Source organism: Methanomassiliicoccales archaeon (genome assembly GCA_013415865.1).
Classification (GTDB): domain Archaea; phylum Thermoplasmatota; class Thermoplasmata; order Methanomassiliicoccales; family UBA472; genus MVRC01.
In genome coordinates this window covers 1,444,654-1,465,201 of the sequence record CP058896.1, presented here as the reverse complement: position 1 = coordinate 1,465,201, position 20,548 = coordinate 1,444,654, and the positions used below count along the sequence as shown (strand labels likewise).

General features: G+C 53.6%; 22 protein-coding genes. 9 read left to right on the top strand and 13 right to left on the bottom strand.

All coding sequences use genetic code 11. The features are described 5' to 3' along the window. The first annotated feature begins 19 nt into the window (after positions 1-19). Positions 20-388: a hypothetical protein gene (locus HPY73_07395; GenBank protein ID QLH75279.1), complete on the top strand. Its 369-nt coding sequence runs from the start codon at positions 20-22 to the stop codon at positions 386-388. Here HPY73_07395 and HPY73_07390 read toward each other — a convergent pair. Next, positions 382-1,923, bottom strand: coding sequence for a lysine--tRNA ligase (locus HPY73_07390; protein QLH75278.1), 1,542 nt, complete (start codon positions 1,921-1,923; stop codon positions 382-384). The genes HPY73_07395 and HPY73_07390 overlap by 7 nt on opposite strands. A 122-nt stretch (positions 1,924-2,045) precedes the next feature. Here HPY73_07390 and HPY73_07385 point away from each other — a divergent pair, with 122 nt between their 5' ends. Continuing rightward, a complete protein-coding gene (locus tag HPY73_07385; protein ID QLH75277.1) occupies positions 2,046-2,213 on the top strand; it encodes a preprotein translocase subunit Sec61beta in 168 nt (55 codons plus the stop codon). Between the two features lie 16 nt (positions 2,214-2,229). On the opposite strand, the gene HPY73_07380 is transcribed toward HPY73_07385, so the two are convergent. Then, positions 2,230-3,492, bottom strand: a complete 1,263-nt coding sequence (locus HPY73_07380) for a cation:proton antiporter (GenBank protein QLH75276.1) — start codon at positions 3,490-3,492, stop codon at positions 2,230-2,232. A gap of 184 nt (positions 3,493-3,676) precedes the next feature. Here HPY73_07380 and HPY73_07375 point away from each other — a divergent pair, with 184 nt between their 5' ends. Then, complete coding sequence (locus tag HPY73_07375; GenBank protein ID QLH75275.1) at positions 3,677-4,213, top strand: inorganic diphosphatase; 537 nt, start codon at positions 3,677-3,679, stop codon at positions 4,211-4,213. A gap of 37 nt (positions 4,214-4,250) precedes the next feature. Here HPY73_07375 and HPY73_07370 read toward each other — a convergent pair whose 3' ends face one another. The 4 genes from HPY73_07370 to HPY73_07355 form a co-directional block, all read right to left on the bottom strand. Next, a complete protein-coding gene (locus HPY73_07370) occupies positions 4,251-5,060 on the bottom strand; it encodes an ABC transporter permease (GenBank protein ID QLH75274.1) in 810 nt (269 codons plus the stop codon). Between the two features lies 1 nt (position 5,061). After that, positions 5,062-5,850 (bottom strand): ABC transporter permease, encoded by a 789-nt coding sequence (locus tag HPY73_07365; GenBank protein QLH75273.1) that lies wholly within the window; start codon positions 5,848-5,850, stop codon positions 5,062-5,064. Next, complete coding sequence (locus HPY73_07360) at positions 5,843-6,826, bottom strand: ATP-binding cassette domain-containing protein (GenBank protein ID QLH75272.1); 984 nt, start codon at positions 6,824-6,826, stop codon at positions 5,843-5,845. The genes HPY73_07365 and HPY73_07360 overlap by 8 nt, the downstream gene beginning before the upstream one ends. A 67-nt stretch (positions 6,827-6,893) precedes the next feature. Next, positions 6,894-7,565 carry a hypothetical protein gene (locus HPY73_07355; GenBank protein ID QLH75271.1) on the bottom strand — a complete coding sequence of 224 codons (672 nt, stop codon included), beginning with the start codon at positions 7,563-7,565 and terminating at the stop codon, positions 6,894-6,896. 97 nt (positions 7,566-7,662) lie between these two features. Here HPY73_07355 and HPY73_07350 point away from each other — a divergent pair, with 97 nt between their 5' ends. Continuing rightward, positions 7,663-8,190: a flavodoxin domain-containing protein gene (locus HPY73_07350; GenBank protein QLH75270.1), complete on the top strand. Its 528-nt coding sequence runs from the start codon at positions 7,663-7,665 to the stop codon at positions 8,188-8,190. Between the two features lie 26 nt (positions 8,191-8,216). Here the strand turns inward: HPY73_07350 and proB are convergent, their stop codons facing one another. The 3 genes from proB to HPY73_07335 form a co-directional block, all read right to left on the bottom strand. Beyond that, positions 8,217-9,311: a glutamate 5-kinase gene (proB, locus tag HPY73_07345; protein QLH75269.1), complete on the bottom strand. Its 1,095-nt coding sequence runs from the start codon at positions 9,309-9,311 to the stop codon at positions 8,217-8,219. After that, entirely contained in the window at positions 9,308-10,597 is a 1,290-nt protein-coding gene (locus tag HPY73_07340) for a glutamate-5-semialdehyde dehydrogenase (protein QLH75268.1), read from the bottom strand. Before HPY73_07340 ends, proB begins: the two co-directional genes overlap by 4 nt. Before the next feature lie 97 nt (positions 10,598-10,694). Then, the gene (locus HPY73_07335) at positions 10,695-11,156 is read right to left on the bottom strand and encodes a GyrI-like domain-containing protein (GenBank protein ID QLH75267.1); all 462 of its coding nucleotides are present in this window, start codon (positions 11,154-11,156) and stop codon (positions 10,695-10,697) included. A 513-nt stretch (positions 11,157-11,669) separates the two neighbouring features. Between HPY73_07335 and ftsZ the strand changes: the two genes are divergently transcribed. Further along, the gene (gene ftsZ / locus HPY73_07330; protein QLH75719.1) at positions 11,670-12,710 is read left to right on the top strand and encodes a cell division protein FtsZ; all 1,041 of its coding nucleotides are present in this window, start codon (positions 11,670-11,672) and stop codon (positions 12,708-12,710) included. Between the two features lie 87 nt (positions 12,711-12,797). Here the strand turns inward: ftsZ and HPY73_07325 are convergent, their stop codons facing one another. The 4 genes from HPY73_07325 to HPY73_07310 all read right to left on the bottom strand — a co-directional run bounded on the left by HPY73_07325 (position 12,798) and on the right by HPY73_07310 (position 15,679). Beyond that, positions 12,798-13,679, bottom strand: a complete 882-nt coding sequence (locus HPY73_07325) for a hypothetical protein (GenBank protein QLH75266.1) — start codon at positions 13,677-13,679, stop codon at positions 12,798-12,800. Further along, entirely contained in the window at positions 13,680-14,222 is a 543-nt protein-coding gene (locus tag HPY73_07320; GenBank protein QLH75265.1) for a flavodoxin domain-containing protein, read from the bottom strand. It abuts the gene before it with no gap. Next, on the bottom strand, positions 14,194-14,616 hold the full coding sequence (locus HPY73_07315) for a hypothetical protein (GenBank protein ID QLH75264.1): 423 nt from the start codon (positions 14,614-14,616) through the stop codon (positions 14,194-14,196). The genes HPY73_07320 and HPY73_07315 overlap by 29 nt, the downstream gene beginning before the upstream one ends. A 145-nt stretch (positions 14,617-14,761) precedes the next feature. Then, positions 14,762-15,679 (bottom strand): Lrp/AsnC family transcriptional regulator, encoded by a 918-nt coding sequence (locus HPY73_07310; GenBank protein ID QLH75263.1) that lies wholly within the window; start codon positions 15,677-15,679, stop codon positions 14,762-14,764. 116 nt (positions 15,680-15,795) lie between these two features. Here HPY73_07310 and HPY73_07305 point away from each other — a divergent pair, with 116 nt between their 5' ends. The 4 genes from HPY73_07305 to HPY73_07290 are packed head-to-tail and all read left to right on the top strand — an operon-like array spanning position 15,796 to position 20,520. Further along, complete coding sequence (locus tag HPY73_07305; GenBank protein QLH75262.1) at positions 15,796-17,685, top strand: PQQ-binding-like beta-propeller repeat protein; 1,890 nt, start codon at positions 15,796-15,798, stop codon at positions 17,683-17,685. Positions 17,686-17,691: 6 nt separating this feature from the next. Further along, a complete protein-coding gene (locus tag HPY73_07300) occupies positions 17,692-18,189 on the top strand; it encodes a DUF4430 domain-containing protein (protein QLH75261.1) in 498 nt (165 codons plus the stop codon). 4 nt (positions 18,190-18,193) lie between these two features. Then, complete coding sequence (locus HPY73_07295) at positions 18,194-19,063, top strand: energy-coupling factor transporter transmembrane protein EcfT (GenBank protein ID QLH75260.1); 870 nt, start codon at positions 18,194-18,196, stop codon at positions 19,061-19,063. Continuing rightward, complete coding sequence (locus tag HPY73_07290; protein ID QLH75259.1) at positions 19,060-20,520, top strand: ABC transporter ATP-binding protein; 1,461 nt, start codon at positions 19,060-19,062, stop codon at positions 20,518-20,520. Before HPY73_07295 ends, HPY73_07290 begins: the two co-directional genes overlap by 4 nt. Positions 20,521-20,548 lie beyond the last annotated feature (28 nt).

Here is a 20,548-nt window from a genome sequence, read left to right as displayed (position 1 = left end):
AACGGTGAATTGGAACGATATGAGCGGTCCTTCAAGGATGAGCCTTTCGACGTTGACGGCGGCAGTGGTGCTGTTCATTATCGCCTCCGCGATAGTGATGTCCGACCAGATGAATGACTGGGGGCTCTTCCTACCATCATTGCTTATTGGTTTGGGGGCATACATACTTATTATAGGTCTGTGGAAGAAGGTCAGATCGACGGACCGGGTCGCCAGTGATGATGGTAAATTCAAGATCTTTTGGGGGGACCTGATATTGACGCTCGGGGTGCTGGTCCTGTTGAACCATTGGTACCCTGGCAACCTTCTCTATCTGTTCATCGGTCTCATAGTATGGCTCGGGATATCGATCCTCCTGCTTGGCATCAGGCCGAAGGCGTCCTATTGAGCAAAATTCGATATCCTCTCGAGCACGAAATCCTTATCCAGGGTGGAAAGGAAATAGCCCAGGCGGGGACCTTGCTTTTTATTGATGAATATCTGATACAGCACCTGGAATGCGCTCTTCGTCGGTATGCCTGATGCCTTGGCGCATTCGTATACGGCATTATGGATGTTGTCACCGTGCCATTCTACAGTTGACAGTATCTTATGCATGGACCTCAACATCCCCTTCTCTTGATCGGTAAGGGAGACCTCGGGAGGCCGGTCCGCGACAGAGAACTTGACCTCCTCGGGGGCGAAGTTGGCCAGCCAATGACGCACACATTCGACCCTCTGTCTCAGGACCTCCCTGTCCTCGGACGGCAGTTCGGCTATATTCTCTGCCCTCTTGAGGATCTGCACGACACCTTCAAAATCGTCCGTTATCTGGACCAAAGAGACCAGATGCCTATATGGCACCTGGATCGGCAATTTCTCCCTGACGCACCTGGGCTGGGCGATCTCATACGCCCGCAGAAGGTCCTTGTCCTTCTCATCCGCTCCGCCCTTGAAATACATCGCCTCGACCCTGTCATATTCATCGACCACGTCGAGGATGCCGAGGCCAGGGTCATAGTCGATGTGCCTTTCGGGATTGTATCTTAGGACGCTGTAGCTCAGTACGGGTGCTGGGGTGATCTTAAGCGCATCCGTCCCTGTCACCACCGTCCCCGTGGATTTATGCATCTGGCCCTTGCCCTTGAACTGTATGAACTCATAGGGGACCGGGAACGGGGGCTCGATATCAAAGAGCTCCCTGGCAAACCTTACGCCAGAGTCGTAGCTTCCTCCCGCTGCGGCGTGGTCCTTCCCGAACGGTTCGCAGGTGACCCCGAGTATCTTCCATTTAGCGGCCCACTCCAACCTCCATGGCAATTTCGCCTGGCCGTTCCTTATGTCGGCCTTGCCCTCGTGACCGCAACCGCACTTGAAATGAACATATGGATATTCGTATCCGATGATCCTGTCCGTGAAATGTTGGCATTGTGGACATTGAGGGGAGACCGGCCAGAAGTTCTGTGGGACCTCCCTTCCCGTGACCTCGCGGAGTATCGTGGCGACCTTGTCCCTCTCCCTGATGACCAGGTCAGTCAGCTCGGCGAACCTGCCCTGCTCGTATAGCTCGTGCGTGTAGTAGACCTCTGGCCTTATTCCCATCTCTGCGATCGCGTCCAAGAACGGGTGGATAAAGTGGTGACCGTAGGACTCGTGGCACCCATCACCTGGGCAAGGTATCTGACAAAGGGGCTTGCCGACCTCCCTCTCATAATGCTCTGGAAGGAATGGGTACCTCTTCCTGAGCGGGTCATAGTCATCGACGAGGTAGATCAGTTTCACATCGGCCCCCTTGTCGAGCATGGCCTTGTATATGGCATTGGCCGTGATGGCCTCCCTCAGGCTGCCGACATGAATGAAGCCGGAGGGGCTAATGCCCGTTGAGATCAGGTGCTTTCCACCTTTCTTGATCACCTCATTGGCGATGACGTCTGCCCAATGCATACAAATCAACGACCGAATGCCCATCGGGATATAAACCATTGCGTTGATGTGGAGAAGGCATTTTCTGCTTCGATGTAAGATAAATGTTAAATATTCTCGCGCAGGTAGCGAGGTCGATAAAGATGGCAGGCAACAAGGAGAAGTCCGGTTTCCAGTCTTCAGCGGGCCTTATCCGTTACTTTGATAGCGAAGATGAGAAGTCCCTAAAGATCAACCCGTATATCGTCCTGGGCCTCGCGATATTCACCATAGCGGTCGTGACCATCGCCGAGTATCTTTGGCCTACCTGAACCTCTTAGGTCTTATTCATTCCGTCCCTTTCATTTCTCTCCTTTTACCATATTTCTTAGTGAAGAAGTAGCTCAACATAGGAGGCGAGGCCAGCGTAGTCGCGATCGCCATGAACACGACCATGGAATATACCTCCCCCTCGACCACCCCTGCCGTGAAACCTATGGCGGCGACTATCATCGCCACCTCTCCCCTCGGGAACATGCCTGAACCGACAATGGCCGCCGAGGTGCCCCCCATCTTGACCGCACCTAGGCCGCATCCCGCGAACTTTGTAAAGATCGCGATGATCGTCAGCACCACCGCTATCACAATGACCGGACCGAACTTCCCCAGGTCGACCTGCATACCGACGTAAAGGAAGAAGAACGGGACCAAGAACTCGTTGATCGCTTCGATCTGGTTCTGACAGAAGAACCTGTCCCTATATTCAGCGAAAAGCATGCCGGCCAAGAACGCCCCGACGATGCCGGCCAAGTTCAGATAGATGGCGGCGTATGATAGGCCGAGGCAGAGGATGATCGCTATGGACAGGGCGCTCAGCTCGAGCGTCCTTCCCTCGGGGGTGGTCGGGGCACATACCTCCCCTGTCCCCACTGCCCTTTTCTTCGCCCTTACCTTTGAGATATAGCTTCCAATGAACATGATCGCCAGGACGAACAACACTGCCTCAGACGCCACGACCGCGGTCTCAAAGAGGCTCCCCTCGCTCCCCTGCGATATGCCCACCACGATTGAAAGGACTATCAGGCCTAGGACATCGTCTATCACCGCCGCCCCGATGATGACCCTTGCCTCTTTGGAGCTCATCAGATCCATGTCCTTTATGACCCTTGCCGTGATCCCGACTGATGTGGCCACCATCGCGGCCCCGACGAACAGCGCCTCATTGGTACCATAGTTCAGGGCCATGAAGAGCGCTAGGCCGCCGAAGAATGGTATTATCACTCCGAGGAGCGCGACGAAGAATGCTGTCCTGCCCACCTTTCTGAGCTCGCTGTAGGGGGTCTCGAGACCTACCGCAAAGAGAAGGAATATGACGCCCAGCTGGCTCAGGGCATAGAAGAAATCCCCGTTCTCGTTCAGGTCGAGGAACTCCTTGAGGACCGTGTTCCCGACGAATATGCCTGCGACGATCTCACCGATGACACCTGGTATGACGACCCTGCCCCTGCTTGCCTGGGTGGCCCATTCACAAAGCAGTCCGGCGACCTTGGCCATCACAATGAGCACGAGGAGGCCGAACAATATCGTGCCGATCTCTTCTTCACCAGACAATTCCCATCCCGGACCAGGATATGAACAAGCATATTAAAAAAATGCTCCAACCATGGTTTTGATTAGAAAGACCTTCAAGAGTTCCTTGAGGAATCACATATTCCTGACTGACATTCTAACCGATGGGTAATGGCAAAAGACATAAGTAGACAATCCCAATCGTACCGCGCAAAGGAGACCTGAGATGTCGCTTTGGAAGAAGGTGCCGTCCGGAAGGAACCCGCCGGAGATAATCAATGTCATCATCGAGACGCCCATGGGCAGCAAGAACAAATATGAGGTCTCGAAGGAGTATGATTACATCCTCCTCGATAGGGTGCTGCATTCCAGCGTTGTTTTTCCTCTCGCTTATGGCCTGGTCCCAAGGACCTATTACGATGATGGGGACCCGGTGGATGCAATGGTGATCATGAGCGAGCATACCTTCCCTGGATGTGTGGTGGAGGCCCGACCGATAGGTATACTTCACATGACAGATGAAAAGGGGAAGGATGACAAGATCCTCTGTGTGGCGACGGGCGACCCGAGGAACAATGAATATCATGAGCTTGAGGATATACCAAGTCATTATCTCAACGAGATAGCTGAGTTTTTCAAGACCTACAAGAGGCTTGAAGAAGGGAAACATACCGAGGTCCTAGGTTGGGAGGGGCGGGCGGTGGCGATCGATGCCATATCCTACAGCCTGAGCCTGTTCAGGGACAAGTTCGGTTACAAGTGAGAAGCCCTTGTGACAAACCTCTTTCATTTCCTCGTATTCAGAATCTGTCCATTGTTCCTTTTGTTCTCGACAGTCTCTCGAAGAACCTGAATATCACATAACCGAGCAACAGTGCGGCCGCTCCTGATATGAGCATGTAAGACATGAGGTCCCCTATCTCCAAAAGAGATGATCCGGCCACCGCCGCTCTTGCCGCATCTGTACTGTATGTGAGCGGGAAGAGATAGGCGAGGGGTTCGATCATATCTGGAAGATAGCTGACCGGAAAGTTCACCCCGCTGAAAAGGAGCCCGATAAAAAGGAAGATGTTCGCTATTATCAACGACGTCCTCAGGTAAAGACCGATGGAGCTCAGCAACAGTCCGAGGCATGTCATCGTGAGAGAGGTGACCACGACCACCGCCACCAAGGCAGGCCAGTTTGTCGCCGAGAAATCGACGTCGAAGATGGCCCAGGCGTAGAAGAGGGCTATGAACACCGTCGCCATCCCGTTCAGGACCTGGAACATGGCCCTGCCGATAAATAGGGCCATCCTGTTGGCAGGGGTCGCGAGCACTGGTGCCAGCGTCCCTTGTTGTTTCTCCTCGCCTGTGATGTTGCAGACCGAGAATATCGCCACATAGCTGACCGACGATATCGCGTTCCCGACGGCGACGTATGAGACATTTATATCCGAGCTCCCTCCAGCATACTTCACTATGTAAACAAAGAACGCTATCTGGAATATGGACATGAAGAACATCTGCATTATCCATAGGCCGGGATTGAGCCATGCGAACAACGCCCTCTTCGCAAGCACTGCCGAGGACCAGAAAACCCTTGCGCTCTGAAAGATGTAGCTGGACATCTCAATACCTCACCATGCTCCCATCCCGCCTGACCTTCCTTTCCACCACGCCGAAGAGGTAGAACGCTATGGCCAAGTAGATGAACGATATCGCCAGCATGATCCCTATGTCGCCCCAGTACCCGACGTCGAACCCTTCGTAATCTTCCAAGGCGGCATACCTTATCGCATCTATCCCCCAAGTGGGCCCCATAGATAACGACAGAGGGTTCGTCCACCATGGCAGAACTGCTATTGGGAACATCGTTCCCGTCCCGACATATATCGGATACTCCAGACCGTTCGTCAGGACGCCGGCCTGCCTTGTCAGCACGAAGGACGAGCAGAAGAGCATGCCCAGCATGGACAGGGAGAGCAATGTCGCAAAGAAGGCGATGAAGAATAGGAGGGGGTCCTTCAACGAAAGGTCCGCGTCAAAGAACAATACCGCTATGACCAATATGAAAAGGCCGTTCACAATGCCAACAAGAGCATTCCATACCGAGCGCCCTGCGATGATCCAGACCAGGGGCGACGGTGTGGCTATTATCTCTTCAAAGGTCCCGTTCCACCTGTCGAAATTGATGGACCAACCTGATGAATAAAGAGTGTTGCCCCACATGCTCATCATTCCACCGCCCAGGACGGCGTATAGCACAAAGTTCCCTCCCTGTTGCCCCTGGAACATGATGAGGGCGACCATGGTTATCATGAAGGGGAGGATCACATTCGGTATCAGCCATTGGGGATCGGCAATGAAATGTAGGAACTGATGCTTGAACGAGGCGGATATCGCTCTTAGCTTAGGCATTTCCTTCCACCAACCACAGATACGCGTCCTCCAACGTCGGCTCCTTGACCCTGACTCCGATGACCTTGCTGTTCTCAAGCTTGTTCGCTACAGGCGTTAGCATCTCTGATGAGTCGCAGACCTGGACCCTCAGGACCTGTTTGTCCTCCTGCATGGACGCGGTCACCGTACGGACCCCTTCCAACTTTTTGATGGCCTCGATATCCTTATCTGTTATTCCAAAACCCTCGACCTCGATGATGCTCATGTCCTTAATGAGAGATTTAAGCCCTTTCGGGGTGTCCATCGCCACTATCTTTCCTTTATTGATGACCGCTATCCTGTCGCACAGCTCGTCCGCCTCGAACATGTAATGGGTCGTGAGCAGGAGGGTCTTTCCCTCGGCCACAAGGTCCTTTATCATTTTCCTGGCATCTCTGGCGGCCTGCGGGTCAAGACCGATCGTAGGCTCGTCAAGGAATATGACCTCTGGGTCGTTGATGAGGCCCTTTGCCAGATGAAGCCGTTGCTTCATGCCCCTCGAATAATCCTCGACCCTCTCGTCGGCCCTGTCCGAAAGGTCTACCTTCCTCAGAAGCTCGTCTATTCTCTTCTCCCTCACGTTCAAGGGGACCCCATAAAGGTCAGCAAAGTATCTCAGGTTCTGTCTCGCGGTCACGCGATAATAAAGACCTCTCTCTCCTCCTAAGACAAGACCTATTCTTTTCCGGACCTCGGTAGCTTCCGAAACTACGTCGTGACCAAGGACCTTCACCTCACCAGAGGTGGGCGTCAGCAATGTGGTCAACATCTTGATCGTCGTGGTCTTGCCTGCCCCATTGGGGCCCAGGACACCGAACAGCTCACCTCGCATGACCTCGAAAGAGATATGATCCACAGCGAGCGTCTCCCTCTTCCTCCTCTTGAGGAAACCCTCGTTGGACCTGTAGATCCTCACAAGGTCCCTGACATCGATCACAATGTCTGTGGAATGCATTTACTTCCCCTGCCCCTGTAAATCATCTTAATCATTTATGTTCGTTGGAGGATGCTGAAGGCATTTTTCACCATAGGGCATGCCGGTCACAGCCCAGAGTTGCATGGATGCTGCGGATGTAGTCCTGTCTCAGCTCTTCGAACCTCTCCACCGATATCTTGAGCCCCTTAATATCTCTCCTGCCGCCGATTGACGGCTCCGGAAGCACGGCGATCTCGATCTTGTCAGCAAGGTCTTTTGAGATCTGAGATAATATGGACGGCGACCTTGGCCTGATCTCAGAGAGAAAAATAGGTCCTTTTTCTCCCTTGATGTCATCTCTCTTTGCATGATAAGAATACACATATGAAATGCTGCGTCCGATAAGGTCCTGGACGGCTTTGTCGGAACATATGACCACAAGCCGAGACTTATCCAGTCCCACCTCGTCAAAGCTCCTTTCCTCCTGCCCCCTCACCCCGGTCTTCCAGAACTTCTGACCATCGATGCCCATCCAATCGATCTCCTCAAGGAGCTCTTCCATCTGATCTGTTGTTACCCTTCCTCTGCAGAATACAGGCTTGAAAGTGTTGAACACGAGCTCGGCCCATGATCTTGGATGTTCGGCCCAAGACCTTCCGCATAGATCGAACTTGCCGATCTCATCGGCGATGGTCGTCAGGTCTGGGATCGTGACATGGTCATTCCTCTGGGTCCCGATGGGGTCCGTCAGAAAAAGGATACGTCGGTCGCTCATCATGTTTCAATTGGACAACGGACGTGAATATCTTACGGTCAGCACAGGGAAGCATAGCATTTTATGCCTCCTGACAAATGCTCGGACCATTGGGGATGAGATGCGCACGCTTGTAGCATATGGAACGAAGTACGGCTCCACCAAAGAGATAGCAGAAAAGGTCGCCAAGGTGTTGAGATCGACGGGAAATGAAGCGGACCTATACGATGTCAAGGACGGCAACAAGCCGGATCTAACAAGATATGACATGGTCGTGATAGGCAGCGCCATAATGATGGGCAGATGGACAAAACCTGCCGAGAGGTTCGTCGCCACGAACGAGAAAGAGCTCGGTTCGAAAAAGGTCGCGGTGTTCGTCTGCTGCGGAGATGCTGGCAATCCTGACCTGATATCAAAGGCACAGAAGGAGTACCTCGACGAGTTCCTCGCAAGATATCCTTCGATAAGACCCGTATCCACCGGACTCTTCGCAGGGGTGATCAATTTTCCAAAATACGGGCTGCTCGTGAGAACGATAATGAAGAGCGAGGTGGTGAAGAGAGGGCTGTCCGGTGCGGACGTTTCTACGGTCTATGACCTAAGGGATTGGAACGCGGTGGAGACGTGGGCAGGGTCTCTTGTGAAGTGACCCTCGGCCCCAATGATAACAGGCGGTCAATCAGTGAACATGATGTCGACGTTCTCGACGACCACATTCCCGTTGCTCTTCGAAAGGGCCCCTCGTTCCGAGCGACATCTCTCAACAAGCTCGGCCATCTCCTCGGCCGAATACTTCGAGATCCCTTTCGCGAATGATCCTATCCTGACAACCTCGCCGGCCTTGAACTTGCCATCGATAGATGTCACACCACATGCCAAGAGAGATCTCCCTTCGCGGACCGCTTTCTGGGCCCCTTCGTCCAGGTCGATCCTCCCCTTGGGCGACGCGAAGAGTATCCAACGCTGTTTGTTCGTATAGACCTTCTTCGCGGTGAAGAGCGTACCTATCTCCTCTCCCTTCACGATCCTGATGATGACGTTGTCAATGGCACCGTTCGCGATCACCATATTACAGCCCGACGCCATTGCTATTTTCGCAGCGTTGATCTTCGTCCTCATCCCTCCAGTGGACCGCTCGTTCTTGCGCCCACCGGCCATCCGCTCGATCTCAGGGGTTATCTCGTCGACCACGTGCAACAGTTTCGCGTTCTCATCGGTCAAAGGGTTCCTGTCATAAAGGCCATCAACGTCCGTGAGGATGATGAGCAGGTCCGCATCGATCTTGCTGGCTACCAGAGCTGATAGTTTATCGTTGTCGCCGAAGATGTCCTCGATCTCATCTGTTGCGATGACATCGTTCTCGTTGACGATGGGGACCACGCCAAGATCGAACATCTGTTCGATCGCCTTCTTCAGATTAAGATACCTGACCCTGTCGCTGAAAGCACCATATGTCAACAGCACCTGACCTACCGACTTGCCATACATCTTGAAGATGTCCCTATAGGCCATCATCAGTATTCCCTGGCCAACTGCCGCGCAGGCCTGTTTCATCGCCACGTCCTTGTTGATGCCGTCCAGCCCCAGCTCTGCGGACCCTGACCCTATGGCGCCGGACGTGACGATGATCGTCTGGATGCCGAGCTTCTCCATCTCAATGACCTGGTCTGCCAGTCCCTCTATATATTCGACGTCTACCGTGCCGTCGCCCTTGCACAGCGTGTTCGTGCCCACCTTGACGACCACTCTCTTTGCCTTGAGGTCCCTCATGTTAACTTCCTGTGAGTGAATTTCCTGGCACCATCGCCGACATAATCCGCGACGACCTGACCGGTCCCATTCAGGCGATATTTGTAGATCACCAGCCCCTCCAGGCCCACAGGGCCCCTCGCATGGGTCTTGTTGGTACTGATCCCAACCTCTGCACCGAGCCCATAACGATAGCCGTCCGCGAACCTTGTAGAGCAGTTCCACATCACCGACGAAGAGTCCACCAGCTCCTGGAACTTCCTTGCTTTGCCAGGGTCGTTCGTGATGATCGCATCGGAATGGTGTGAGCCGTAGGTGTTGATATGGTCGATGGCGTCATCGATGCTCGGCACCACCTTGATGGACAGCACCAGGTCGTTATATTCGGTGGACCAGTCGGCCTCCGTCGCCTCTCTCGCATCTATTATCCGCCTGGTCGCCTCGTCCCCCCTCAGCTCTACGTTCGCCTTCTCATATTCCCTCGCCATCATCGGCAAGAATCGAGGAGCGATCTTCTCATTGACGAGGAGGGTCTCCATGGCATTGCACACGGCAGGATACTGCACCTTCGCATCATAACATACCTTGACGGCCATGTCCAGGTCGGCATCATCATCCACATAGACATGACAGACCCCGGCTGCATGTCCCAACACAGGGATCCTTGTCTGGTCCTTTATCGAGCGTACGAGCTCATTGCTGCCCCTAGGGATTATCAGGTCGACCAGGTCGTCCTGGTCCAACAGCTTCCTGAACTCTTCCCTGGTGGAAAGGAGCTGGACCGCCGACCTGAACCTGGGGTCGACCCTGACGATCGCATCGTTTATCGCCTGAGCCAAGGCCTCGTTCGTATGCTTAGCCTCCGCCCCCCCTTTAAGGAGCACGGCGTTGCCTGACTTGATGCATAATGATGATATCTGGACGAGGGCCTCGGGCCTAGCCTCGAATACTACGCCTATCACGCCGATGGGGCATGTGACCTTTTCAAGGATGAGGCCTGTGTCAAGCTCCGTCCTGGAAAGTACCTTGCCAAGGACATCCTCCTGCCTCATCAATGAGCGCAAGGACTCCAGGGTCTCGTCCACCTTCGCGTCATCATACTTGAGCCGCTTGAGCAGGACCTTCGAGAGGCCCGCCTTTTCTGACTCCTCCAGGTCTTTCTTGTTCGCAGCAACAATAGAGGCGCGCCTGAAAGAGATCTCTTCCGCGATCGCCCCCAAGGCCCTGTTCCTAACGTCCTCTGGGATGCTCTGTAGACTGTAGGAGGCCTCTTTGCTCGCGATGGCCGCTCTTCTTACATCGTCCATTCAGCGCTCAGGATGGTTAGTTGTGGCATAAGGTTTTCGATGGGTGGGGAGCGCCCTGTTAGACCTTCATGGACCTAAATGTAAAGACAGGCACTTTTCATTCATAAGGCCAGAACATCTCTGTAACGTATTTTTCTGGGTCCTCCATGGAGGCGGGGTCTGTCAGATATCTCTCCCACATCTCCTTCTTAGGCCTCAAGCTCCTCTCGCTCATCCACCTCAGCATCTCGTTGTAAGAGTCGATGAGCTTGTCGTAGGGCCCTATATGTGTAGCTGTGACGATCTTCCCTCCAGGGACCGTAGTGGCCATGACCCTTCCCTCCCCCACCTTCGTCTCATCGCATGGAAAGCCGACCTCCATATCTGTAATGTTCTGATCATAGGAATGATAGAAAGCAAAAGGCGGCCCTGTGGGCTGAATGCCATTTCTCACCATATAGCTCATGACCTCTCCAAAGAACTCCCCCATCTTGGATTGGATCTGGTCGTTCGCTACCGCCTCTCGGACCGCCATGGCCTTTTGAGGGGGTACCTCGGTAATCCTGATGTCCTTTATCATATGGATTTGATTCGGCTCTGGGGTAGATATCGTTTATGGGGGGGCGCCCCTGCTGACCCCGATGTCCTAGATTTAACGATACCATTGAATGATCTGGCGCTAGGTTCCTTCGAACAAAGACCTTAGGTGGTGAAATGGTCTAATGTTCGCCAGACCACGTTCCCCAGTATGCCCACTTTCTGTCCAAGCAAATGGGCCTGCATCTTGAGAGCTGATTCCCTGATATTGAACCGAACATGCATCTAGAGGGTCTCGAAATGAGAAAGGTTCTCGGTCCTCTGTGGCGACTTGATAACTTGATAATTTGATATTTCACCCGATGTTCGGACCTTCGAGTTTTATTATATTATATAATTTTATATTTATGTAGCGTAAATTATTTAAACTCGTCCACCAACTGATTTTACGGGATGCACTATGACGAACACGTCAAGAGATGGAACAGCAGATGTTGGGAAGGGGGTTGATAAGGGGGTCCCCCAGCAACCCCCAGATGGTCAAGGGAGGGTACAGATGTCGCAGGGCGAGGAGGAGATACGAAAATATGCTGAGCAGCTTGCGATAAGCATCAAGATCATGGGATGTGGAGGGGGCGGATGCAACACTTTGCACCGATGCGTGAACGCTGGTATCACAGGAGCGCAGATGTGTGCCCTGAACACGGACGCCAAACACCTTCTTTCGATCAACGTCCCCACCAAGATATTGATAGGGAAGAACACCACCAGAGGGCTTGGGGCAGGGGCGATACCTCGCGTGGGCGAGAACGCGGCCATGGAGAGCCAATACGAGATCAGGAACTTCATGAACGGGGCAAACATCGTATTTGTCACCGCCGGTATGGGAGGAGGCACTGGGACCGGCTCAGCGCATTATGTCGCCGATATCGCGAAGAACCAGATCGGGGCGTTGACCATCGGCGTGGTAACATTGCCTTTCAAGGCGGAGGGGGCCGTAAGGATGGAGAATGCGATAGCTGGGCTCCGCAGACTTAGCTCTGTGTGCGACACCACGATAGTGGTCCTCAACGATAAGCTGATAGAGCTTGTCCCGAAGCTCCCGGTGGAGGCCGCGTTCAAGGTCGCCGATGAGGTGCTGATGCAGACCATCAAGGGGATAACGGAGATAGTCACCAAACCAGGTCTTGTGAACCTTGACTATGCAGATATCCAGACAATCATGGAAGAGGGAGGGATGGCCTTCGTGGGGATAGGCGAGTCCGATTCCGAGGATGACCGTGTCACGGCCGCAGTGAACGAGGCCCTGAGCTCGCCATTGCTCGGGGATATCGATATGAAGAATTCCAAGGGAGTGATGGTCCGGGTCACTGGTGGCCCTGACATGACGGTCGAAGAGGCGCAAAAGGCGGCGGAGATAGTCGGAAAAAGGGTCAGCCCAGGAGCGAGGATCATATGGGGGTGCTCGGTAGAGCCAGACCTCGAGAGGACGATAAAGGTGCTCCTCATATTCACAGGGGCCAGGTCCCCGTTCCTTATCGGGAGGGGCGGCCAGCCGACCCTGAGCGCTGCTGATCTTATAAAAAGGGAGCGGTAAGGCGACCACGCACCCAGAGGGTGCAGGGAGTAAAAGGGGATCGGCCCTATCGGTCGGTCCTCCTCATTTATTGATAAAATAGGGAGGTCAGGTCCTCCCATATGTTGGGGACGGTCTAAGTCTGTGCCTCAACAGATAGTACAGCGCATAGAAGGTCAGGGCAGTTAGGACCAGAAATATCCCTGCACCAGGCCCTATCGACCCCAAGTTCTGGTCCCCTTTGATGACCTGGACCGCCAGCATGGAATCCACGCTGATGGCCATCGTGGCGAAGAACCCGAAGAACAGAAGGACCAGGCTGTAGGCCCTTTTCGGATGTTTCTGAAGAAGGTATAGGGCCATGAACCCCAAGGGCACCACTATGCCAAGGTCGAGATATCTTATGGTCCAGAACAGTGTCGGGCCGTCAGCGTAGGAACCGTCTGGCAGGTCCCCTTTATGCACAACTGTAATGACCTGGAATATCCACATCCATGCAAAAAGGAAAAGGAACAATGACATCCCTATCGAGAACTTCCGGAGGCCTTTCATTTCGAGGTCTGGAATATCATCTGGCCCGAACATGGATAGAGTGCTGATAAGGAGGAATAGCCCTCCGACCACCAGACCGAGGAATATCCATGTGAAATCCTCGACGTTTCCTGTCATCGTGGGGTCGCTCCATTCGGCCCCGACCCCTATCGACAAGCCTGTGTACATCAATGTAAGGGGGGCGAGGATGAGAAGGTACTTGGCGTTGGGTCTGTTGAGAATTGCCATGAGACCTCCTATGAACAACAATGGGGCAAGGAAAAGGAGGTCGGCGATATCCTGGCCCTCCAGTTGCCATTTCGCTGATTGTGAGACCCGGTGCTCTATAAGGTCGAGGCCCAAGGGCCCCAGCACAGCCATGACAACCAGCAAGATGCCGCATATCAATGCGGCAATGCCCACCGCACTTCGGGGAAAGAGGCCAAGCTCATCGTCCATTCAGTCACCTTCCACAAGAGAGGATGCCCATCTCTCGATCGCTGGCCAGTCCCGGAAATCATAAGGCCTGTCAAGGCTGATGCCCTTCTCTTCCCACACCTTCTTCGCTCCCACCCCGCTCAGGACCGCCTTTGTGAGGAAAGAGTACTTGCTGAAGTCGATCTCTCCACCGAACAGGCCCATTGGGACCGGGCCGTCGATGCCCGCCTTCGAAGCGATGTCCTCAAGGTACAATTTCCTGTACTCGCTCTCTTTTGACGGGTCCACGAGCATGTTCCCACAGCACACGAAGAGGGCCACCTTCTTCCTGACGAGGTCCTTCTTGTGATCCTCGATGAACTTCTTCGCCTCCTTGGTCCATGACCCGACGATGATGCCGCTTCCCAAGACCACCATGTCGTACTCAGAGAGGTCGACCTTCCTTCGTTGACGGAGGTCCATTACCACGACTTCGCTCCCCTTTGACCTCATTACTTCGGCCATCCTGATGGCCACTTTCTCGGTCGAGCCGTACTTAGTTCCGAACGCCAACAGGACCCTCATTGACCTTCACCGCCTGGGAGAAATAGGCATCTTTCTTCAACAAGAGGTACGCGATGAACAGCACAGGGAAGACGAACCCCATGGCCGCTGTGACCTGGACCTCTAAGAATCCCCAGATGTCGAAAAGTATCGTGACCGCGCTGAACCCGATCGTTCCATAGTATCCCCATCCTGTCCTGAACCAGATGCCTGCCGACGTGATCATACCTGCGACCCCGAGGACCCCGAACATGACGGTCATGAAGTCGAACTCCGCGGAGGTTATGTCGTTCTGCAGCTCCGGTTGGTCGCCGGTCAGCATCATATTGAAGAATGCCAGCCTCATGACCGCCTGGAGCAGCCCAAGCACACATATCACTTTGAGACCTGTGATCATCTTTTCGTTCTGTGACATTTAAATCACTTGAGGAGGTGATGTCGCGTTATCGTTCTTAGGTCCTTGTCAAGAACACGGGATAAATATGGGGAAAAGAGGTGGGTAACTTTGCCCGGACGTCAACCGATTGCATTAAAAAGGGGAAACAAGACCTTATGCCAGATCATCTGCTTACCTTTGGCTTTCTTATCGGCATCATCTCCGCCCATCTTTTAGCATTGATCTCCTCATAATACCTTATACCATGCATTATATGCATTACGACCGAATCGAATATCCCTTCGCCCTCGAGATCGTCGCACACCTGCTGGAGGTCACGGACGTTCTTGGTCCACATCGTTATGATGTATTGATTCGGAAGATTACTGAATGAATATGTCCTCAAGGTATACTGAGCGCACCTTTTGATCAGCGCCATGGCCACCTTTTCCCGCTCTATGCCGTCCTTCACCGTTATATGGATGTTGGACAATGTGTCGCCCAATGTATCAGGGTTCCAATGTATCGAAAAATTCACCAGTCCTTCTTTTTGAAGGCGCTCGATCCTTTTCCTTGCGGTCTTGACCGAGATGCCCACCTCCTCGGCCACCTCGCTGACCGGCCTCCTGGAATCTTTGCTCAATGACCTCATTATCTGAAGGTCGAGAGGGGTCATCGCCTTATCCGGGTCGAGGGCGGGAAGGTTCACGATGGCGACGGTCGGGTCGCTGATCGATGCCTCTTTTTGCACGAAGGATACGAAATTGGCAAGGTCGTTGGCAGTAGATACTGCCCCATGCACATACAGGTAGTTACCACTGGCCATCATCATCACCATGATGTCTGGGCTTTTGGATAGGCGGTCACCCACCTCCTTCATTGACCGACCTTTGGACCACCCATGGACGATGACCCACATCCTGCCCATCGCATAGGTCGTTGGACGTGCCACCGTTCCCTTGATCACGCCTGCCTCGATAAGGTCCTGTACTCTCCGATGCACGGCCTGGGGGGTCAGGCCTATGGCCTTCCCTATCTCAGCAAAGGTCTGACGCGAATCCATGAACAGCGCACGGCAGATACTGAAATCGATCTCGTCCACGGTTCGTGCAGACTTTGTACACCATATAACATTTATCACAATGCCAAGCACCTAGGTAGCTAACCGTTAAATATCGAATTTGTTGATTAACAATAAGTTGGATAATATATCCAATTATGCAGAAACAAGGGATAGTCATGAAACGCATCGTCACAATTCTTGCCTGCGCAATGCTCCTTGCATTGATCGCCATGCCTGCGAATTCGACCTCCAGTGATACCAAATGCTGGGTTCTGTTCGACTTTGGAAATGGCGAGGTCGGATGGGCATCGGTAGATGTGGACCCTTCGATGAACGCCTTCAATGTGACAGAGAGGGCGGCGGAGCAATTGGGATATCAGTTGACCGTCGAGTACTATGGTGGGTCCCCATTCATTGTGGCCGTCCAAGGCTATTTCCCTGACTATTTGAATTGGATATATTGGGGTCTCTATACCTGGGATGTAACGACGTCTACATGGGTAATGTCATGGGTAGGGGCGGCCGATGTGCCGGCCACTAGCGTGACGGCGATCGCTTGGTCCTATGCGGCGACCCCGACCGCCACGCCATATTTCCAACGCCCATGGACAAGTTTCAGACAGGACGCCGCGGGCGGTGGGTCACAATCATGCTATGCGCCGAACAACATCAGCCTGGCATACTCCAAGAACCTGAGCAATGGTGCGATAGATGCTCCCATAGTATCAGCGAACGGTCTTTCTTACGTGGTCACAAGCGGGATCGTGAACTCTACCACCCATGTTCTTGATACTGACTCGGTCCTCTATTGCCTTGATTCTGAGGGCGAAGTGAGATGGAGCGCCAACATCGGAAAGGGATATCAGACCTCCTCACCGTTGATATTCAATGGGCTGCTCGTGGTCTCCTCGGCCGATGGTACCGTGTATGCATTTGACCTCTTGTCAGGTACGGAGGTCTGGACCTATGACCTTGGGACCGGTGAGGTCTATGGACCTCCTTCGCCGATAGGCGTAACGAACAGGATCTATGTCGCCTCGGCAGAAGGGGAGATAACCTGTCTCAGATTGGATGGGACGGAGGATTGGGACCTGGACCTGGGTGTCGGCATCTATTCATCATCCCCTTCCGTTGAACAAGGAAGGCTCTACATAGGGACAGAGGATGGAAGGCTGTTCGCAGTAGACATCTCAACACCTACGGTCCTATGGTCCATAGATCTGGGCGAGAAGGTCCGGGGCACCCCGATATACTACGATGGCAACATCTATGTGACCTTCATCAATGGAACGAGCGGTGGAACGAGAGGTGGTCTTGCGGCGGTCGATCATGATGGCAACCTTCTCTGGAAAACAGTGACAGGGGTGTCGCCGGCCTCAGCGACGCTTACCCGTAGCGGTATTGCCATGGTCGACTCCTCTAAACTTTATATGATAGGTCTGGATGGCGAGATAGATTGGGAAATGCCACTTGGGACCATGCTGCTCTCCGGAGGAGCCCCGACCAGCGTTAATGGGACAATTTTCCTCGTGACGAACGAGGCGAGCAGCAGGTTGGTCGGTGTCAGCGAGAGCGGGGTGATGTACATCAACATCGTCCTCGCTCCCGACAGCTATGCCCTCTGTGTCCCGACAATCGCTGATGGGAAGCTCTATGCGACAACCGATGGCGGTTACGTCTATGTTTACAATCTGAACGAGATTCCTCCGTCGACGGTCACTTCGACCTTCGAGGTCGATGGAATGAAGGTATCATTCTCAGTTGAAGGCGTGACCGAAGGCACGTATTTCGACTACATCTGGGACTTCGGAGATGGAGATCTGAGCACAGGACCCTCTGTGGACCATGAGTATGATGAGGAAGGATCGTACACCGCGAAGTTGACCGTCAAGGCGCCAAATGGCGATTCCCAAACTTACGAGATGCTGATAGAGGTCAAAGGATCAAATGATAAGGGGGACGCCTTTGTCATATTGTTCATCATAGTTGCGATCACCATCATCCTTGTGGTCATTGCCTTTGTCATGCTACGAAGGAGGAAGTAGTGGCCAATGAAGTTGAGCTCAAAGGATGTCGTGCTGGTGGCCTTGGCGGCCGTGATAATATCAGTGATAGTCCTGTTCGGCTTCCCCGCCAACGGTGACAATGAGGGGGAGGTCACAACGGACATCACCATCGATTTTATCGATGGGGCTCCTTCATTGAACCCCGGGAACCTTACGACATGGACGTTCATTGATGGAGAATGGAATGTGACCAGTGTCGACAATGGAGGGCACACGGTCTGGGTGTTCAAGGGGATCTCAAGCGGGCCGAACTGCTATTTGCAGCTCATGGCGGCAGCGGAGGTGGGGGGCTTCATCGTAGGAGAGGAGTCGCAGCCGCTCGGGACCTTGATCACCTCAATAGCCGGCGTGGAGAACGAGATACCTGGAGCAGGATGGCAATACTATGTGAATGGTGTTTATGCCAACAGGGCCTGCAACTTCGTCGATATAAAGGATGGCGACGAGGTCGTATGGAAGTTCCAAAAGAACCAGATGGACTGAGAGAATGTTCCTATTCCCTTACCAGGACAAAGATTCAAGGATCCATAGGATGGACGCTAGACCGAAAATGGTCTTCGTCCTTTCGATGTTCCTCCTGTCTATCCTGATATCTGATACCGTCTATCTTCTCGCGCTGTTCGGGCTTGTCATGACGGTGGCCGCGGCGGGAAAGGTGCTCAGACCTACCTTGGGGCTCCTCAAGTACACCGTGTATGTGGCGGCGTTCCTGTTCCTTTTCAGCATCCTCTTCTCGCAAGGGAGCACGGTCCTGTTCGAGATCGGGCCCATCGAGGTCAAGGAAGAATCTGTCCTTTTCGCCTCGAGCATGTGCGCCAGGCTGTTCTTGGCCATCGCATCGTTCGCCATCCTGACCTTTACAGTGCATCCTGACGAGATGATGCGGACCCTATCCAAGTTCGGATACAAGACGATCACCGGCCTCTCCATAGCCACAAAGATGTACCCGACAATAGCGATGGACTCCAAGAACATCGAGGACGCGATGAAGGCGAGGGGCGTCGAGTTCGATTCCGGTAACATCTTAGTGAAGGCGAAGGCGCGGGCGCCGATAATGATGCCACTGATGCTGAACTCGATGGACAGGGCCATCGAGGTCGCAGAGGCGATGGAGGCCAGGGGGTTTGGCGCTGGTGTCCGTACAAGGTATCACGATAGGCCGTTGTCAAAAAAGGACAAGGTCATGATCGCATCCTTCCTGGCTGCTCTTCCGTTCGGGATCGCAATGTTCATCCTGGGGTTCGGGAACGCTGACTATATCAACGGAGCGCCATTGTCGATCTGTATCGATGACATCTTAGTGATCATGGTCGAGATTGCTCTGTTCTTGCCGATATTCGCAGGGGGGAGAAGATGATACGGATGGAGAATTTCTCCTTCGCATATGGGGAGACCGGCCGGAACGTGCTCAATAACATAGACCTTGAGATAAGGGAAGGGGAGTTCGTCCTTATAGTCGGGCCTTCTGGATGCGGTAAGTCCACCCTATGCCGGGCGATGAACGGGCTCATCCCTCATTTTTATGGTGGCAAAGTATCTGGCCGCGTGCTCGTCGAAGGCCAGGATACAAGGAGGACGCCCCCGGCCCGATTGGCCGCGAAGATAGGGATGGTCTTCCAGGACCCTGAGAACCAGCTGGTCATGACCAATGTGGAGAACGAGATGGCCTTCGGCATGGAAAACCTTGGCGTCCCTCAGGAAGAGATGAAGGAGAGGGTCGCGAGATATGGAGAGTACTTCGATCTTACCAGACTGATGAAGAGGTTCATCCCGGAGCTCTCCGGTGGAGAGAAGCAGAAGCTCGCTCTGGCATCGGTCATCGCCATGAGGCCTAAGATGATCGTCCTTGATGAGCCTACCTCTCAGCTCGATGAGGAGACCGCATCGCTCTTCCTCAGGTTCTTGAAACAGATCAACGACGAGCAGGGCGTCGGCATCGTGCTGGTCGAGCATAGGCTAGAACGCTGCCTCCAATACGCGAAACGGGTCGTTTTCATGCGAAATGGAACGATCGAGATGGACTCCACGACGGACAAGGTGGTCCCCCATCTGAAGGCCCAGGGGCTCCTTGCGGATCTCATCAGGTCATCGAACGGACATAAGACCGGGGATATTGTACTGCGCACCAGAGGATTGAGCTTCAGGTACACCGATGTCCCGGTCCTGTGCGGTCTGGACCTCGAGGTCAGGAAAGGAGAGGTCGTGGCCATCGTCGGTCTGAACGGTTGTGGGAAGTCTACCTTGCTAAAACATCTGAACGGCCTGCTCAGGCCGTGGGAAGGGAAGGTGGAGGTCCTGGGGAGGGACATCTCCGAGCATACGACGGCCAGTTTAGCGAAGGATGTCGGCTTTCTTGGCCAGAACCCGAACAACTACCTGTTCGAAGACACGCTCGAGAAAGAGCTGGAGTTCACCCTGGGGAATCTGAAGGTCGATAAGAAAGAATGGAGCGGACGGATCGAATGGACATTGAGGGTGCTCGACCTTGAGAAATACAAGGACAAGTTCCCCAGGGACCTTAGCTGCGGCGAGAGGGAGAGAGCGGCGCTGGCCTCGGTCATCGTCGGTCGCCCTAAGCTGCTGATACTAGACGAGCCGACAAGAGGGCTGGACTACAGCATGAAAACGAAATTGGCCGCTATCTTGAACGAGCTCAGGGACGAGGGCATGACCATCGTGCTCGTTACCCACGACTATAGGTTCGTTGCCGAACATGCGACCAGGGTGATGAACCTTAAAGAGGGTAGATTGGAACCGATGGACCTCGATGGGGTCATAGACCTTGCAAGGTCACGACAGGGGGTGGTGGTCTGAGAGGGGTCAGGATAAGTGATGCGCTTGT